This is a genomic window from Streptomyces sp. NBC_00091 (assembly GCF_026343185.1).
In the GTDB taxonomy this organism is placed as follows: Bacteria; Actinomycetota; Actinomycetes; order Streptomycetales; family Streptomycetaceae; genus Streptomyces.
Window position 1 is genome coordinate 701,161 of the sequence record NZ_JAPEMA010000001.1, and the last position, 15,537, is coordinate 716,697.

Here is a 15,537-nt window from a genome sequence, read left to right on the forward strand (position 1 = left end):
AAACGGATCACCCAGGAGAGGGAACCTTCAGGCGAAGGCCGTTTCGGTGAGCCAGGCCGCCTCGAACTCGCCGGAGGCCACGATGACGGCCGGTCCGGTCATGTCGACGCGGCCGTCGGGGTGTTCGGTGATGACGAGGGTGCCGCCGGGCAGGTCGACGGTGTACGAGACCGGCTCGCCGGTGACGGCGGGGTCGGCTCCGTCCCGCCGGATGGCGGCGACGGCCACGGCGCAGGCGCCGGTGCCGCAGGAGCGGGTCTCGCCGGAGCCGCGCTCGTGGACGCGCATCGCCACGTGCCGGGGGCCGCGGTCGACGACGAACTCCACGTTGACCCCGGTGGGGTAGGCGGAGGCGGGGCTGAAGGGCGGCGGGCTGTACAGATTGCCGGCCTGGTCGAGGCTGTCGACGAAGGCCACCGCGTGCGGGTTGCCCATGTTCACGTTCCGGGCGGGCCAGGTGTGGTCGCCGACGGAGACGGTGACCTCGCCCTCGGGGAGCAGGGCGCGGCCCATGGAGACGGTGACGTCCCCGGTCTTGTCGAGGTGGACCCGCTTGACCCCGCCCCGGGTGGCGACGGCGAGGTCGCCGGGCTCGACGTGGCCGGCGTGGTGGAGGTAGCGGGCGAAGACGCGCACGCCGTTGCCGCACATCTCGGCGATGGAGCCGTCGCTGTTGCGGTAGTCCATGAACCATTCGGCCTCGTCGGCCAGGTGCGAGGCTTCGGGGTGGGCGGCGGAGCGCACCACGTGGAGCACACCGTCGGCCCCGATGCCGGCCCGCCGGTCGCACAGGGCGGCGACGGCGGTCGCGGGCAGGTCGATGGCGTTGTCCGGGTCCGGGACGATCACGAAGTCGTTCTCGGTCCCGTGGCCCTTGAGGAAGGAGAGGGTGGTGTGCGTCACCCGCCCATCGTACCGAGCGGGCGCCGGCCGGGGCCGGGGGGATCGGCGTGCCGTCGGCGCCGGTCAGCGCAGCCGGGCCACCCGGTACACGGCCAGTGCTACGAGGACCAGCGCGACCAGCGCGTACAGCGCGGCCATCCGCCAGTCGGGGCGGCGGCCGCTGCCGCGCGGCGGGAGTCCGGGCCAGGTGTAGCCGACGCGGCGGGCGGCCATCATGCCCCAGCCGCCGGCGCAGGAGCTGATGAGGAAGCCGAGCATGGCGACGACGGCGCCGCCGTCGCCGAACTCGAAGGCGAGGGGGAAGGCGAACATCAGGGATCCGGCGGCGGCCAGCATCACGATGGGGGCGATCTGCCAGATGCGCAGGCGGCGCTGCGGGCGCAGCTCGACCTCGAACTCGGGGCCGGCGGCCTCCGTGCCGGGCTCCGGCACGTCGGGGCCGTCGGGGGTCAGGCGCGCCGGTTCGGCGGGCAGCCCGAGCCCGTCGGGGCCGTCCGGCTCGGCGGGGCCTTCGGGGCCGCCGGAGCCGGCCGGGGTGCCCGGCATGCCCGGCGTGCCGGGGCGGGCGGACGTGCCAGGCTCACCGGGTCCGCCGGGCCCGCTGTGAAGCATCGGGTCCGCTTCCCGCCTGGTGTCGTCCCGCCCGGTGTCTCGAGGGCCGGCCTCCATAGCCACGCGCCCTCCCCACTCGGACTTCGTACGCCACTGTTCAGAAGTTTGATGATGGCACGGACCCGGGCCCTGGACGGGCGCACGGAGCTTCCCGATGCCATCACGTGATCAGGCTGTAACCGCTCGTTCGACCAACGACTGCGCGAGTCCGGGGAGTTCCCCCCGGTCGGCGGCGGCTCCGCTGAGCCAGTGCACGCGGGGGTCGCGGCGGAACCAGGAGTCCTGGCGGCGGGCGAAGCGCTTGGTGGCGCGCACGGTCTCGGCCCTGGCCTCGTCCTCGGTGCACTCCCCCGCGAGGGCGGCCAGTACCTGCTGGTAGCCCAGGGCGCGGGAGGCAGTGATCCCCTCGCGCAGGCCCTGCGCCTCGAGGGTGCGGACCTCGTCGACCAGCCCGGCCTCCCACATGCGGTCCACCCGCAGCGCGATCCGCTCGTCGAGCTCGGGCCGGGCCACGTCGACGCCGATCTGGACGGTGTCGTAGACGGACTCGTGGCCGGGCAGGTTGGCGGTGAAGGGCTTGCCGGTGATCTCGATGACCTCCAGGGCCCGCACGATGCGGCGGCCGTTGCTGGGCAGGATCGCGGCGGCGGCGGCCGGGTCGGCGGCGGCGAGGCGGGCGTGCAGGGCGCCGGGGCCGCGCAGGGTGGCCTCCGCCTCCAGCCGGGCCCGCACCTCGGGGTCGGTGCCGGGGAACTCCATGGCGTCGAGCGCGCCGCGGACGTAGAGGCCGGATCCGCCGACGAGGACCGGGGTGCGGCCCTGCGCGAGCAGCTTGTCGATCTCGGCGCGGGCCAGGCGCTGGTACTCGGCGACGCTCGCGGTCTCGGTGACGTCCCAGATGTCGAGGAGGTGGTGCGGGACGCCGCCGCGTTCCTCGGTCGTCAGCTTGGCGGTGCCGATGTCCATCCCCCGGTAGAGCTGCATGGAGTCGGCGTTGACGACCTCGCCGTCGAAGTGTTGGGCCAGGGCTACGCCCAGGTCGGACTTTCCGGCCGCGGTGGGACCGACGACGGCGATGACCCGCGGGGCGGGGGCTGCATTCCTCACCGACACAGTCTCGCAAACCCCACGGCATGTACCCGATCGGGTGAGGTGACGGGGTGCGGCCGGGGTCGTTGCCCTGAAGAGGTTCCGGCCCGGCGTGCGCCTCGCGCGCATCTGGTGGAGGCCGGTCCGGCCAAGGCGGAACTTCACCCGCACGAGTAACGTTATGGGAGTAGACATGGGCGTTTTTGACCGGATTTTTCGCCGCAAGGACGAGGTAGCGACCGAAGAGGCCGCCGCCGAGGCCAATGCGGCGGAGGCGCTGGAGGCGGAGACCGAGTCGGCCTCGGAGGCCGATGAGGCCGAGGAGGCCACGGCTGCGGCGGCCGGGACTCCCGCGGCGGAGGCCGTGGAAATCCCGAAGCAGCAGTCGGCGGAGGTGGCCGCGGACAGCGAGGCCGGCGAGGGCGCCCGTACGTAGTCACGCCACTGGAAGGTGACCCATGGGGTTCCTGGACAATCTGAAGGCCAAGCTCGCTCCGGCGAAGGAGAAGGTCGGCGACCTCGCGCAGCAGCACGAGGGCAAGATCGGCGAGGGCCTGGACAAGGTCGCCAAGGTCGTGGACTCCAAGACCCATGGCAAGTACAGCGATCGGATCACGACCGGCGCGGACAAGGCGAAGGACGCCCTGGGCAAGATCGCGCACAAGGACACTCCCGGCGGGCCGACACCGCCGGCCGGCTCCTGACGCGGTACCGCAAGGGGCGCGGGATCGGCTGATCCCGCGCCCCTTCGTCGTACGCGCCTACGCGCGCCCGGCCCTCAGGACCAGGCGGCCACGAAGTAGCCGACCCCGTACGGGGCGTCCTCGTACAGCAGCCGGCCGTCCAGGCCCGCACCCTCGGCCGCCCCGGCGAGCACCTGCCAGGGGGCCCGCCCGGCGGCCAGCAGCTCGGCGGCGAGTACGGGGTCCAGTGCGGCCAGCGCCCCGGTGTCGGCGGCGCCCAGGGCCCGCCCGGCGGCGGCGTCGAAGGCGGCGGCCCGCTCGTCCAAGTAGCCGGGGGCCTTCAGGGTCCGGCAGGCGCTGCCGTCCCCCATGACGAGCAGCGCGACGCGTTCGTCCCGCGCGGCGATCTCCCGGCCGGCCAGCAGGCACCGCCCGGGCTCCAGCGGCTCGCCTACGGCGAACCCCTCGACGGGGGCGGCGCCCCACCGTGCGCGGCGCAGCAGCCAGGCGCCGACGGCCAGGGAGGCGGGCAGCACGCGCGGCCCCTCCTCGCCGTCCCCGAGCTGGACCTCGGTGTCGACCCCGAAGCCGTGGAAGCTGCCCCGGGAGCCCGGGGGGTAGGCCCCGTGGTGGTCGGTGTCGGCGGGGCCGACCACGACCAGCAGGTCGGGCCGGGAGGCGGCGAGCACGGCGAGCGCGTCGGAGCAGGCGGTGCGGGCGTCGTCCAGTTCGGCGGCGGCGCCCGCGGCGACCTCCGGCACGAGGAGCGGCGGGGCGGGGCAGACGGCGGCGGCTACGAGCATGATCCGCAGCCTAGTGCTGTGACCGGAAAAGTTCACCGGGGCACGGCGCTCCCCCAGCTACCGCTGGGAGGTGCCCCCAGGCACGGCACCTCGCTGCGTTGTCGGACCGCGCAAGTACGTCCAGTACGAGCCGCGGCCCTCCGCCTTGCGATGCACCGCACCGGACACCGCGACCCTGCAAACCTTTCCGGCCACAGCACTAGCCGCCCCCGGCGGCCCGCGGTCAGTCGATCGCGCAGCCGGAGGCGGCCACCGGCAGCGGGGCCGGGACGCCGAGGGTCGGGATGCCGAGCATGACGCCCGCCGGCTGGGCCGGGGCGGCGTTGCGCTTCTCCCAGGCGTCGCCGGCACGGGTGCGGCGTACGGCCTGCGTGGGGCCCTCGGCCAGCAGGTGGTGCGGAGCCGCGTAGGTGATCTCCACGGTCACCACGTCACCCGGGCGGACCTCCTCGTCGGGCTTGGTGAAGTGCACCAGGCGGTTGTCGGGGGCGCGGCCGGACAGGCGGGCGGTGGCGCCGTCCTTGCGGCCCTCGCCCTCGGCGACCATGACCTCCAGGGTGCGGCCGACCTGCTTCTTGTTCTCCTCCCAGGAGATCTCCTCCTGGAGGGCGACCAGGCGCATGTAGCGGTCCTGGACGACCTCCTTGGGGATCTGCCCCTCCATGTCGGCGGCCGGGGTGCCGGGGCGCTTGGAGTACTGGAAGGTGAAGGCGTTCGCGAAGCGGGCCTCGCGGACCGCGTGCATCGTCTGCTGGAAGTCCTCCTCCGTCTCACCGGGGAAGCCCACGATGATGTCGGTGGAGATCGCGGCGTGCGGGATCGCGGCGCGGACCTTCTCGATGATGCCGAGGAAACGCTCCTGCCGGTACGAGCGGCGCATCGCCTTGAGGATCGGGTCCGATCCGGACTGCATGGGCATGTGCAGCTGCGGCATCACGTTCGGGGTCTCGGCCATCGCCGCGATCACGTCGTCGGTGAAGTCGCGCGGGTGCGGGGAGGTGAAGCGGACCCGCTCCAGGCCCTCGATCTGCCCGCAGGCGCGCAGCAGCTTGCTGAACGCCTCGCGGTCGCCGAGGTCCGATCCGTACGCGTTCACGTTCTGGCCGAGCAGGGTGATCTCGGAGACGCCCTCGGCGACCAGGGCCTCCACCTCGGCGAGGATGTCGCCCGGACGGCGGTCCTCCTCCTTGCCGCGCAGTGCCGGGACGATGCAGAAGGTGCAGGTGTTGTTGCAGCCGACGGAGATCGAGACCCAGGCGGCGTACGCGGACTCGCGGCGGGTCGGGAGCGTGGAGGGGAAGGCCTCCAGGGACTCGGCGATCTCGATCTGGGCCTCCTCCTGGACGCGGGCGCGCTCCAGCAGGACGGGCAGCTTGCCGATGTTGTGCGTACCGAAGACCACGTCGACCCAGGGGGCCTTCTTGACGATGGTGTCGCGGTCCTTCTGCGCGAGGCAGCCGCCGACGGCGATCTGCATGCCGGGGCGCTTCGTCTTCATCGGGGCGAGCCGGCCGAGGTTGCCGTACAGCTTGTTGTCGGCGTTCTCGCGGACGGCGCAGGTGTTGAAGACGACGACGTCGGCATCGCCGTCGGAGCCCTCGGGCGCGCGGACGTAGCCCGCGTCCTCCAGCAGACCGGAGAGTCGCTCGGAGTCGTGCACGTTCATCTGGCACCCGTAGGTGCGCACCTCGTAAGTTCCCTTAAGGTCCACTGCCGGGCTCCGGTCGCTGCTGCTGGTCATACGACAAGGGTAGGCGGTACCGGGGAGCCCTCCGGTCCCCCGTGCGGCCTGCCCGCGGGGAGGCGGCGGCCGAAGAGGGCGAGGAACGGTCCTGGGCCTGGCCGTGGGCCGGTGTGCCGGTGCCGTGGGACCGGTCGAGGCCCGGCCGGCGGCGCGGGGGCCGGGGCGGAACCGCCGTGACAGGACGGCGGGGCGGGTGGGAGGATCCGGGCATGCCCCTCGTACCTCCCCGCATCACCCGGCGCCGCCTCCTTCTGGGCCTGCTCGCCGTGCTGGTCGTGCTCGGGGGGCTGCTGTGGTGGCCCAAGCCCTTCGGGGAGCCGGAGCTCACCGGCGAGCTGACCTTCAGCACGGGGGTGCGTACCGGCGTCTACCACCGCTACGGCCAGCTGCTGGAGGAGGCCCTGGCGCAGGACATGCCCGAGGTGAAGGTCCGGCTGGAAACCAGCGAGGGCTCCCAGCAGAACCTCCAGCGGGTGGCCGCCGGCGAGGCGGACTTCACGGTGGCGACGGCGGACGCGGTCGCCAAGTACCGGGCCGACGGGAAGCAGGGCGCCGACCGGCTGCGCGGCTGCGCGCGGCTCTACGACGACTACGTACAGCTGGTGGTGCCCGCCGGGTCGCCGGTGCAGTCGGCCCGTGACCTGCGGGGCAAGCGGGTAGCGGTCGGCCAGGACGGTTCCGGGGTCCGGCTGATCTCGGACCGGCTGCTGACGGCGGCCAAGCTGAACCCGCTGAAGGACATCACCCCCGTCGCGATCGGCATCGACACCATGCCGGCGGAGCTGGAGGCGGGGCGGATCGACGCCTTCTTCTGGTCGGGCGGGCTCCCGACGAACGCCGTGCGCGAGCTGTCGGAACGCTTCGAGATCCGGCTCGTGCAGCTGGGCGACCTGGTGGAGCAGCTCCAGGGCAGCGGCAGCCCGGCGCGGTACTACCGCGCGGCGGTGATGCCGCAGGACGCGTACGCGCGGGCCCGCAACACCTCGGCGGTGGCCACGCTCGCCGTGCCGAACCTGCTGGTGACCCGTGAGGACACGGGCGCGGAGCTGACGGAGCGGTTCACCCGGACGGTGATCCTGAGCCGGGACCGGATCGGGCACCAGGTGCACGCCGCGCAGCTGGTGGACCTGCGGACGGCGATCTACACGGATCCGCTGGACCTGCACGAGGGGGCCGGGCGGTACTACCGCTCGGTCAAGCCGTAGCGGGGCCGGCCCCGGCGGGCAGCAGCATCATCGCGGCGGCGGCCGCGCCGATCAGCCCGGCATGGGTGCCGAGGGTGGCCGGGACGACCTGGAGGTCCTCGACGAAGGACAGGGTGGCGTACGAGGCCAGGTGCCGCCGGATCGGCTCGAAGAGGGTGTCTCCGCTGGCGGCGACCCCGCCCCCGATGACGGCGATGTCGGTCTCGACGAGGGTGGCGGTGGCCGCGATGGCCGCGGCCAGGGCGCGCCCGGCACGGTCGAAGGCGGCCAGCGCCACCGGGTCGCCGGCTTCGGCGGAGGCGGCGACGCCCGCCGCCGTGGGGTCGGGGCCGGTCCAGCCCTGGGCGAGGGCCCAGCGGGCGATGGCGGTGCCGGAGGCGAGGGATTCGACGCAGCCGTGGCCTCCGCAGGCGCAGCGCTCACCGTCGAACGCGACGCTGATGTGGCCGATGTGACCGGCGTTGCCGGTGGGGCCGGCGTGGAGCTGGTTGTTCAGGATCAGACCACCGCCCACCCCGGTGGAGACCACCATGCACAGGGCGTTCGCGTGCCCCCGGGCGGCGCCCAGCCAGTGCTCGGCGGCCGTCATGGCCACGCCGTCGCCGGCCAGGACGGTCGGGATCCGGGCCCCGCGGGCGCTCAGCTCGGCGGCGACCCGCTCCTGGACGGGGAAACCGCGCCAGGCGCCGATGTTGACCGGGCTCACGGTGCCCCGCGAGGTGTCCACCGGGCCGGCGCTGCCGATGCCGCAGCGGACGGCCTGCGCCCACAGGGGGGCCTGCGACAGCTCCGCGACGACCTCGCCGACCGCCGCCATGACCCCCTCGGCGTCCGTCCCGCGCGGGGTCGGGCGCCGGGTGACCGCCGTCATCTCGCCGTCAGGGTGGACCAGCGCCCCGGCGATCTTCGTGCCGCCGATGTCGATCGCCACGGTCGGACCGGTCACGGTGGCCGCAGCGGCGGTGCGCGGCGTGGGGAAGGCTGAGGTGGGGGTGGTCACGGTGGCGCTCCTGCGAAGGGGACGGATTTCAGTATGCGGCCGGCGGCGGGGCCGTACTCTCGCGGGGTTCCAGCCGCGGCAGCTCGCTCTCCCGGGCCCGGGGCGGGCCGCCGGCGAGGAGGGCGAGGAGTTCCTCGGCCGCGAGCCGGCCGAATCCGGCGGTGTCGCGGACGAGGGCGGTCAGCCGGGGGTGGGTGACCCGGCACAGGGCCGAGTCGTCCCAGGCCACGATCGAGAGCCGGTCCGGCACCGGAATGCCCAGCCCGGCGGCGACCGCGCTGCCGGCCACCGCCATCACGTCGTTGTCGTAGACGAGGGCGGTGGGCGGCCGTGGCTCGGCGAGGACCCGGCGGGTGGCGGCGGCGCCCTCGGTGTCGGAGTAGTCGGTGGGCACCGAGCGCACCTGGCCGTCGGGGAGCCCGAGCCGGCGGGCCTCGGCGCGCAGCGAGGCGATGCGGCGGGCGGTGTGGGCGAGGCCGGGCAGGCCGGCGATGTGCACGATCCGGCGGTGGCCGAGCCCGTGGAGGTGCGCCAGCACCTCGGCCATGGCCCGGGCGTCATCGGCCCACACCGAGGACAGGGGCGGCGCCGCCGAAACCACCGGGGCCTGCGGGGACACCAGGGCCTGCGAAGGCCCCAGCGCCTGCGCGGGGTCTGGCGCCTGCGGGGGCACCAAGGCCCGCGAGGACTCCGGGGCCTGCGCGGGCACCGACTGCCGGGCGGGCACCACCGGCTCGCCCGATCCGCCGACGAACACGGCCGGGAGGCCGAGCCGGGCGAGGAGTTCCGGGCGGGGGTCACTCGTACGGGGGTCGACGACGAGGACGCCGTCCACGCGCCGTTCCGCCCACCAGCGGCGGTGGACGGCGCATTCGGCGTCGATGTCCTCCACCACCTGGAAGAGCAGGGCGGTCCGGCCGGCCGAGAGCACCTCCTGGATGCCGGAGACGAGCCGGAGGAAGAAGGATTCGACGCCGAGGGTGTGCGCGGGCCGGGCCAGGACCAGCCCGACGGCGCCGGAGCGTTCGCCGGACAGGGCGCGGGCGGCGCTGTTGGGCTGCCAGCCCAGTTCCTCGGCGACCCGGCGGACCCGGGCGCGGGTGTCCTCGGAGACGCCCGGCCGGCCGTTGAGGGCGAAGGAGACGGCGCTCTCCGACACCCCGGCCCGGCGGGCGATGTCCTTGATGGTGGGTCTGCGGGCCATGTCTGCCTCATCCCTCGGTGACGTGGACTGCGCTGGGGCGGACCGTACGCGATCCGGCCCCGGCGGCCTCCCACCGCCCACGACCCTTCTGCCCACATCCCTTCCGCCCACCGCACCGAAGCGCATGAGTGCCACCCGTCGACATCCGGACGTCCGGCGATCGAGGCCTGTTGACTGCGTCCCGGACGGCCCGGCAGGTTATGGGCGTCCGGCGCATTCCCCCCTGAACTCCGGGACCCTCCATGCTCCGCGCCCCCCGCACCCTGCGTTTCGGCGTGAACTACACCCCGGCCCGGGGCTGGTTCCACCACTGGCTGGACTTCGACCTCGCCGAGGCCGGGGCCGACCTCGACTCGATCGCCGCGCTCGGACTGGACCACGTCCGGGTGTTCCCGCTGTGGCCGCTCTTCCAGCCCAACCGCACCCTGATCCGGCCGCGGGCCGTCGAGCAGCTCGTCGCGCTCGCCGACGCGGCCGCCGAACGCGGACTCGACGTCGCGGTGGACGGCCTGCAAGGGCACCTGTCCAGCTTCGACTTCCTGCCCGCCTGGACCCGGACCTGGCACCGGAGGAACCTCTTCACCGACCCGGACGTGGTGGCCGGGCAGGAGGAGTACCTGCGCACCCTGGCCGGCGCCCTCGCCGACCGGCCGAACTTCCTGGGCATGACGGTGGGCAACGAGATCAACCAGTTCTCCGGCCCCCCGCACCCCGACCCCGACCGGATCACCCGGGAGCAGGCGGACCGCTGGCTGGAGCGGATACTCGCCGCCTGCGAGCGGGGCGCGCCGGGGCGCTTCCACCTGCACGCCGAGTACGACGCCGCCTGGTACCAGGACGGGCACCCGTTCACCCCGGCCCAGGCGGCCCGGCTGGGCGCGGCCACCGCCGTGCACTCGTGGGTGTTCAACGGCACCGCGCAGCGCCACGGCCGCACCGGGACGGCGACCGAGCACCACGCCGCCTACCTGATCGAGCTGTCCAAGGCGTGGGCGCCGGACCCCTGGCGCCCGGTGTGGCTCCAGGAGGTGGGGGCGCCGGCGCCGCTGATCCCGCCCGAGCACGCGGCGGAGTTCACCGAGGCCACCTTGGCGGGGGCGCTGGACTGCCCGGGCCTGTGGGGGGTGACCTGGTGGTGTTCGCACGACGTGTCCCGGGAGCTGGCGGACTTCCCGGAGCTGGAGTACGGCCTCGGCCTGCTCACCAACGACCGCCGGACCAAGCCGGCCGGCGCCGCCGTCGCCCGGATCGCCGGGGCCTGGCGGGGCCGCGAGCACCGTCCGGCCGTACGGTCCACCGCGCTCGCCGTGGACGTGGGCGGAGCGGAGGAGGCCCCGGGGCGGTCGGTGTGCGCGCCGGGCGGCGCCTTCTTCGAAGCCTGGGCCGCGCTGACGGCGCAGGGGGTGCGGCCGGCGGTGGTGCTGGCGGAGCACGCCGAGGACGCGGCGCGGCTGTCGGCACGCGGCATCACGAAGGTGCTCCGCGTCCCGGACGTCCGGTGACCCCGCGTACCCGGCCGGGGTCGGGGACGGGGTGGGGTGTCGTCCGGGACTAAAACGAGATGAATTCGGTGCAAACCACCGCCCGTCAATCCCCCGTCAATCCAACACCACCCTCAGGCGCCGAACATCGAAGCCCGTCCCGGACGACACCCCACCCCGTCCCCGACCCCGGCCCACCCGCCCGCACCCCACACGCCCCGAGGAGCCCCGATGCCCGAGTCCGGCCACGGCGCCGACCCGCGTACCTCCGCCACCCCCCGGCCGCCGGCCCGTCGCGCGGTGCTGGCCGCCGGGGCCGTCGGGGCGGGGGGCGCCCTGCTGGGCGCCACCACCGCGCGGGCAGCCGCTCCCGGGCCCCCGCCCGGCCTGGCCCCGTACGCCTCCTACTGGTTCCCGGACTCCCTCCCCCCGGGCGCCCCGGGCCCGGGCGTCGTGTGGCGCTCCCTCGCCCGCTGGACCCCGGAGTCGGACCCGGACCTGGCCCACAACACGGCGACGGTACCGCTCGCCCCGCGGTTCACCCCGGTGCCGGCGCACCGCGGGGCCCGCACGGACCAGGCGCGGATCGCCGCGCTCGTCTCCTTCGGGCCGACCGCCCTGAACCCCTCCCAGGGTTCGGCGACCGCCGACGCCTACGCCCTGACGCACTGGGCGTACCTGGACGAGCTGGTCTTCTGGGGCGGCTCCGCCGGCGAGGGCCTCGTGCTCGCCCCGAACGCGCCCGTGGTCGACGCCGCCCACCGCAACGGCGTCCGGGTGCTGGGCAACGTCTTCCTGCCGCCCGTCCCCTACGGCGGTGACCTCCAGTGGACGCGGGACCTGGTGCGCAGGGAGGCCGACGGCCGGTTCCCGATAGCGGAGCAGCTGGTCCGGGTGGCGCTGGCGTACGGCTTCGACGGCTGGTTCGTCAACGCCGAGACGGACGGCGGGGACAGCGCCCTCGCCTCCCGGATGCGGGGGTTCCTGCGCGCGCTGCGGGCGGCCGGCGCACCGCACGGCCTGCGCATCACCTGGTACGACGCCATGAACAGCACGGGGAAGGTCGGCTGGCAGGGCGCCCTCAACGCGCTCAACCAGGAGTTCTTCGAGGACCGCTCGGGCAGGGTCGCGGACACGGTGTTCGTGGACTTCCGCTGGACGCCGCCGACGCTCGCCGACTCGGGCGCGCTCGCCGGCCGGCTCGGCCGCAGCCGCCACGAGCTGTGGGCGGCGGTGGACGTGGAGTCCAACGGCTGGAACTCCGCCGTCCGTTGGGACGCGATCGTGCCGCGTGAGCGCGACCACGTGGTCAGCCTCGGCTTCTACCGGCCGGAGTGGACCCGCAATCACCTCACGGACCGCTCCCCCGGCGCCTTCCACCGCGCCGACGACCGCTTCTGGACGGGCGAGTCCCTGGACCCGGCCCGGCCCGCGCCCGCGCCCGAATCCGGCTGGCGGGCCCCGGCCACCTTCGTCGCCGACCGCTCCACCGTCACCGGGCTCCCCTTCGGCTGCTCCTTCAACACCGGTCACGGGCTGCGCTGGTACGAGGAGGGGTCGGTCACCTCGGAGGAGCCCTGGAACCACCTCGCGCTCCAGGACCGGCTCCCGGGCCGGCGCTGGGTGGTGGACACCTCCGGGGCGCGGCCGTCGGTGACCCTGGACTTCGCGGACGCCTGGCGCGGGGGCTCGAGCCTGCTGGTGGCGGGCCCGGTGACCGCGCCCGTGGCGATCGGGCTGCACGCCACCCGGCTGCCGCTGACCGGCTCGGCCGTGGCGGAGCTGGTCCACGCGAGCGGGGCGGGCCCGGTGAGCGTCGAGCTCGGGGTCGCGGTCCGCGAGCCGTCCGCCCCCGGTGCTGCGGTGCCGTACACCTGGCTGGCGGCCGGGACGGCGGGCGCCGGCCGGGGCTGGCGGACCTCCCGCGTCCCCCTCGCGCACCTGGCCGGGAGAACCGCGTACGCCCTTGCCGTACGGATCACCGCGCGGGGGAAGGAGCCGGTGTCCTGGCGGCTCGGGGCCCTGACGATACGCGACACCGCCGCGCGGCGGCCGCCGGCCCCGCCCGCCCACCTCGGGGTGGGCGCCTGCGCCCGGCAGGGCGACCGGGCGGAGCTCCGCCTGCGCTGGGACCGGGCAGCCGGGCCGGTCCGGCACTACGAGCTCCACCGCCTCCTCCCGGACGGCACCCGCCGCTTCCTGGCCGGCACCTGCGCCGCCGCCCTCCACCTGCCCTCCGTCGTCCGCGCCGGCCGGGAGCGGGCGGCGGTCTTCGAGCTGCGGACGGTGGACGAGCCGTACGCCGTCTCCGCCCCGGCCCGCACCGAGCTTCCCTGGGTCTAGGGGGTGTCCGGCGGATCAGGCCCGGGCCCGGCCATGATCCGCCGGACACCCCCTAAACCGTGTGGGGGTCGGTGCGGGGTACGGCCACCGTGACCCGGAGGCCGTGCGGCGGGTTCGTCTCGTAGGAGAGGGATCCGCCGCCCGCGGCGAGCAGGGCGCGGGAGATGGACAGGCCGAGCCCGGAGCCCTTCACGTTCTGGTGGCGGCCGCTGCGCCAGAAGCGGTCGCCGACGCGCAGCAGTTCCTCCTCGGTCAGGCCGGGTCCCCGGTCGGCGACGACGACGAGCGCGCTGCGGCCCTTCGCGGAGACCGCGACCTCGACCTCCTCGCCGGCCGGGGTGAACTTCAGGGCGTTGTCGATGACGGCGTCGAGGGCGCTGGACAGGGCGATGGGGTCGGCCCAGCCGGTGACGGCGGAGCGGCCCGCCTCGGTGAGCCGTACGCCCTTCTCCTCGGCGTACGGGCGCCAGGCCGCCACCCGTTCGGCGGCGAGGGCCCCGATGTCGGTGAGGCTGATCTCGGCGGAGGCGTGCTCGGCCAGCGCCAGGTCCAGCAGGTCGTCCAGGACCTGGGCGAGGCGTTTGCCCTCGGTGCGCACGGAAGCGATCTCCTCGTTGCCCTCGGGGAGTTCGAGGGCGAGGAGCTCGATCCGCAGGAGCAGCGCGGCGAGCGGGTTGCGCAGCTGGTGGGAGGCGTCCGCGACGAACGCCCGCTGCTGCTCCAGTACCTCTTCGACGTTGTCGGCCATCTCGTTGAACGAGCGGGCCAGGCGTCTGAGTTCCGGCGGGCCGCTCGCGGCGGCGACGCGGGAGTTCATCCGTCCGGTGGCGATGCCGTGGGCGGCGGCGTCCAGGGTCCGTACGGGCTTGAGCACCCAGCCGGTGAGGCGCAGGGCGGCGCCGAAGGCGAGCAGCATGGCGGCGCCGAGCCCGGCGGCGATGATCAGCCAGCCCCGCAGGGTCCGGTCGCGCATCTGGTCGGTGGGTGATTCGGTGGCGACGACGGCGACCACGTCCCCGTCGAGGACGACCGGGGAGATGACGAGGAGCTTGCCGTGGGTCTGCCAGGGCCAGACCTGGCCGGGGTCGTGGCTGCGCCGGCCGGCGAGGGCCTCTTCGAAGGACCGTCGGGCTTCGCTGGATTCGGGGAGCTGCCACCAGCCGGGCGCCCGGACCATGGCGCTGTCGTCGCGGTAGAAGATGCCCACGCGGATGCCGTACAGCTCCTGGTAGCGGGCCAGTTCCAGCTGGAGGGTCTGGCGGCGTTCGTCGGCGCCGGTGGCTCCGGAGCCCTCGGCGTCGATGACGAACTGGGCGAGGGCGGCGAAGCGGGCGCTGTCGTCGATCCGGTCGACCACCACCCGCTGCTGCTGGGCGGCGGCGAGGCTGACGGCGAGCGGGAGGCCGAGCGCGAGCAGTACGCCCGCCATCAGGACGACCAGGAGCGGGAGCAGCCGGGTGCGCACGGCGGGGACCCGCTAGGGGGCGGCCGGGGTGACGAGCCGGTAGCCCACCCCGCGGACGGTCTCGATGAGCGCGGGCATGCCCAGCTTGGAGCGCAGCGAGGCGACGTGGACCTCGAGGGTGCGGCCGGTGCCCTCCCAGCTGGTGCGCCACACCTCGCTGATGATCTGTTCGCGGCGGAAGACGACTCCGGGCCGCTGTGCGAGCAGGGCCAGCAGGTCGAACTCCTTGCGGGTGAGCGGTACGTCGGCGCCGTTCACGGTGACGCGGCGGGTGGACAGCTCGATGCCGACGGGGCCGAGCCGGACCAGGCCGGGGGCGCCCGTCCCGGTGGCGGCGGCTTCCTCGGGGGCGCCGGTGCGCCGGGCGACGGCGTGGATGCGGGCGAGGAGTTCGCCGGTGTCGTAGGGCTTGACCACGTAGTCGTCGGCGCCCATGTTCAGGCCGTGGATGCGCGAGCGGACATCGCCCCGGGCGGTGACCATGATGACGGGCGTGGCGGTGCGCTTGCGGATCTTGCCGCAGACCTCGTAGCCGTCCTGGTCGGGCAGGCCCAGGTCGAGAAGGATCACCCCGTAGGGAGAGGACGAGGGCTTGGCCCCGGCCGGCAGCAGCGCCTGGAGCGCCTCCTCGCCGTTGCGGGCGTGGGTCACCTGGAAGCCGTGCCGGGCGAGGATCGCCGACAGGGCGGCGGCGACGTGGTCGTCGTCCTCGACGAGCAGCAGCCTCATGGCGTCCCCCTTCCCTCTTCTTCCGCTTCAGCTTCCGTACACATGGTCACCATGCATCCACGCCCATGGGAGAGTCCCACGTCAAGGGGGTTCCGGTCCGGCGAGTCTTCCGTTATGCACCCGGTACGAGTACATCGTGCCCGCTGCGGGACCACGCACGGAGCGTATCGATGCGAGGCCGTATCGTTATGCTCAATTCTCCCTCAGATGTGATGACGGTGTGCGCACCTCGTCACTACTGTCCTCCCAACCGACGGAGGACGGAGCAAGAAGCCG

General features: G+C 74.5%; 14 protein-coding genes. 5 read left to right on the top strand and 9 right to left on the bottom strand.

Annotated elements, in window-relative coordinates; all coding sequences use genetic code 11:
* Positions 1-27 precede the first annotated feature (27 nt).
* The 3 genes from dapF to miaA all read right to left on the bottom strand — a co-directional run bounded on the left by dapF (position 28) and on the right by miaA (position 2,622).
* Positions 28-903 (bottom strand): diaminopimelate epimerase, encoded by an 876-nt coding sequence (gene dapF / locus OOK34_RS02860; RefSeq protein ID WP_267032286.1) that lies wholly within the window; start codon positions 901-903, stop codon positions 28-30.
* A gap of 63 nt (positions 904-966) precedes the next feature.
* Positions 967-1,572 carry a hypothetical protein gene (locus tag OOK34_RS02865; RefSeq protein WP_267036601.1) on the bottom strand — a complete coding sequence of 202 codons (606 nt, stop codon included), beginning with the start codon at positions 1,570-1,572 and terminating at the stop codon, positions 967-969.
* A gap of 111 nt (positions 1,573-1,683) precedes the next feature.
* A complete protein-coding gene (gene miaA / locus OOK34_RS02870) occupies positions 1,684-2,622 on the bottom strand; it encodes a tRNA (adenosine(37)-N6)-dimethylallyltransferase MiaA (RefSeq protein ID WP_267032287.1) in 939 nt (312 codons plus the stop codon).
* Between the two features lie 175 nt (positions 2,623-2,797).
* Here miaA and OOK34_RS02875 point away from each other — a divergent pair, with 175 nt between their 5' ends.
* Positions 2,798-3,040, top strand: a complete 243-nt coding sequence (locus tag OOK34_RS02875) for a hypothetical protein (RefSeq protein WP_267032288.1) — start codon at positions 2,798-2,800, stop codon at positions 3,038-3,040.
* 22 nt (positions 3,041-3,062) lie between these two features.
* Positions 3,063-3,308 carry an antitoxin gene (locus OOK34_RS02880; protein ID WP_267032289.1) on the top strand — a complete coding sequence of 82 codons (246 nt, stop codon included), beginning with the start codon at positions 3,063-3,065 and terminating at the stop codon, positions 3,306-3,308.
* Positions 3,309-3,382: 74 nt separating this feature from the next.
* On the opposite strand, the gene OOK34_RS02885 is transcribed toward OOK34_RS02880, so the two are convergent.
* Together OOK34_RS02885 and miaB are read right to left on the bottom strand one after the other, a co-directional pair.
* Complete coding sequence (locus tag OOK34_RS02885) at positions 3,383-4,090, bottom strand: class III extradiol dioxygenase subunit B-like domain-containing protein (RefSeq protein WP_267032290.1); 708 nt, start codon at positions 4,088-4,090, stop codon at positions 3,383-3,385.
* 223 nt (positions 4,091-4,313) lie between these two features.
* Positions 4,314-5,831, bottom strand: coding sequence for a tRNA (N6-isopentenyl adenosine(37)-C2)-methylthiotransferase MiaB (miaB, locus tag OOK34_RS02890; RefSeq protein WP_267032291.1), 1,518 nt, complete (start codon positions 5,829-5,831; stop codon positions 4,314-4,316).
* Between the two features lie 212 nt (positions 5,832-6,043).
* Here miaB and OOK34_RS02895 point away from each other — a divergent pair, with 212 nt between their 5' ends.
* Positions 6,044-7,039, top strand: coding sequence for a TAXI family TRAP transporter solute-binding subunit (locus tag OOK34_RS02895; protein WP_267032292.1), 996 nt, complete (start codon positions 6,044-6,046; stop codon positions 7,037-7,039).
* On the opposite strand, the gene OOK34_RS02900 is transcribed toward OOK34_RS02895, so the two are convergent.
* Both OOK34_RS02900 and OOK34_RS02905 read right to left on the bottom strand, forming a co-directional pair.
* Positions 7,029-7,985, bottom strand: a complete 957-nt coding sequence (locus OOK34_RS02900) for an ROK family protein (RefSeq protein WP_267036602.1) — start codon at positions 7,983-7,985, stop codon at positions 7,029-7,031. The two genes, OOK34_RS02895 and OOK34_RS02900, sit on opposite strands and share 11 nt — an antisense overlap.
* 82 nt (positions 7,986-8,067) lie before the next feature.
* A complete protein-coding gene (locus tag OOK34_RS02905; protein WP_267032293.1) occupies positions 8,068-9,243 on the bottom strand; it encodes a LacI family DNA-binding transcriptional regulator in 1,176 nt (391 codons plus the stop codon).
* A 242-nt stretch (positions 9,244-9,485) separates the two neighbouring features.
* Between OOK34_RS02905 and OOK34_RS02910 the strand changes: the two genes are divergently transcribed.
* Together OOK34_RS02910 and OOK34_RS02915 are read left to right on the top strand one after the other, a co-directional pair.
* Positions 9,486-10,745 carry a glycosyl hydrolase gene (locus OOK34_RS02910; protein ID WP_267032294.1) on the top strand — a complete coding sequence of 420 codons (1,260 nt, stop codon included), beginning with the start codon at positions 9,486-9,488 and terminating at the stop codon, positions 10,743-10,745.
* Positions 10,746-10,955: 210 nt separating this feature from the next.
* On the top strand, positions 10,956-13,067 hold the full coding sequence (locus tag OOK34_RS02915; RefSeq protein WP_267032295.1) for an endo-beta-N-acetylglucosaminidase: 2,112 nt from the start codon (positions 10,956-10,958) through the stop codon (positions 13,065-13,067).
* A gap of 52 nt (positions 13,068-13,119) precedes the next feature.
* Here OOK34_RS02915 and OOK34_RS02920 read toward each other — a convergent pair whose 3' ends face one another.
* Both OOK34_RS02920 and OOK34_RS02925 read right to left on the bottom strand, forming a co-directional pair.
* Positions 13,120-14,532 (bottom strand): HAMP domain-containing sensor histidine kinase, encoded by a 1,413-nt coding sequence (locus OOK34_RS02920; protein WP_267032296.1) that lies wholly within the window; start codon positions 14,530-14,532, stop codon positions 13,120-13,122.
* Positions 14,533-14,544: 12 nt separating this feature from the next.
* On the bottom strand, positions 14,545-15,261 hold the full coding sequence (locus OOK34_RS02925; RefSeq protein ID WP_267032297.1) for a response regulator transcription factor: 717 nt from the start codon (positions 15,259-15,261) through the stop codon (positions 14,545-14,547).
* Between the last annotated feature and the right edge of the window lie 276 nt (positions 15,262-15,537).

Bases quoted from the DNA above. Each gene is read 5' to 3' on its own strand.
- OOK34_RS02875 (WP_267032288.1), top strand. From the start codon at position 2,798: ATGGGCGTTTTTGACCGGATTTTTCGCCGCAAGGACGAGGTAGCGACC.
- OOK34_RS02895 (WP_267032292.1), top strand. From the start codon at position 6,044: ATGCCCCTCGTACCTCCCCGCATCACCCGGCGCCGCCTCCTTCTGGGC.
- OOK34_RS02925 (WP_267032297.1), bottom strand. From the start codon at position 15,261: ATGAGGCTGCTGCTCGTCGAGGACGACGACCACGTCGCCGCCGCCCTG.
- miaB (WP_267032291.1), bottom strand. From the start codon at position 5,831: ATGACCAGCAGCAGCGACCGGAGCCCGGCAGTGGACCTTAAGGGAACT.
- OOK34_RS02880 (WP_267032289.1), top strand. From the start codon at position 3,063: ATGGGGTTCCTGGACAATCTGAAGGCCAAGCTCGCTCCGGCGAAGGAG.
- OOK34_RS02910 (WP_267032294.1), top strand. From the start codon at position 9,486: ATGCTCCGCGCCCCCCGCACCCTGCGTTTCGGCGTGAACTACACCCCG.
- OOK34_RS02905 (WP_267032293.1), bottom strand. From the start codon at position 9,243: ATGGCCCGCAGACCCACCATCAAGGACATCGCCCGCCGGGCCGGGGTG.
- OOK34_RS02915 (WP_267032295.1), top strand. From the start codon at position 10,956: ATGCCCGAGTCCGGCCACGGCGCCGACCCGCGTACCTCCGCCACCCCC.
- OOK34_RS02885 (WP_267032290.1), bottom strand. From the start codon at position 4,090: ATGCTCGTAGCCGCCGCCGTCTGCCCCGCCCCGCCGCTCCTCGTGCCG.
- OOK34_RS02865 (WP_267036601.1), bottom strand. From the start codon at position 1,572: ATGGAGGCCGGCCCTCGAGACACCGGGCGGGACGACACCAGGCGGGAA.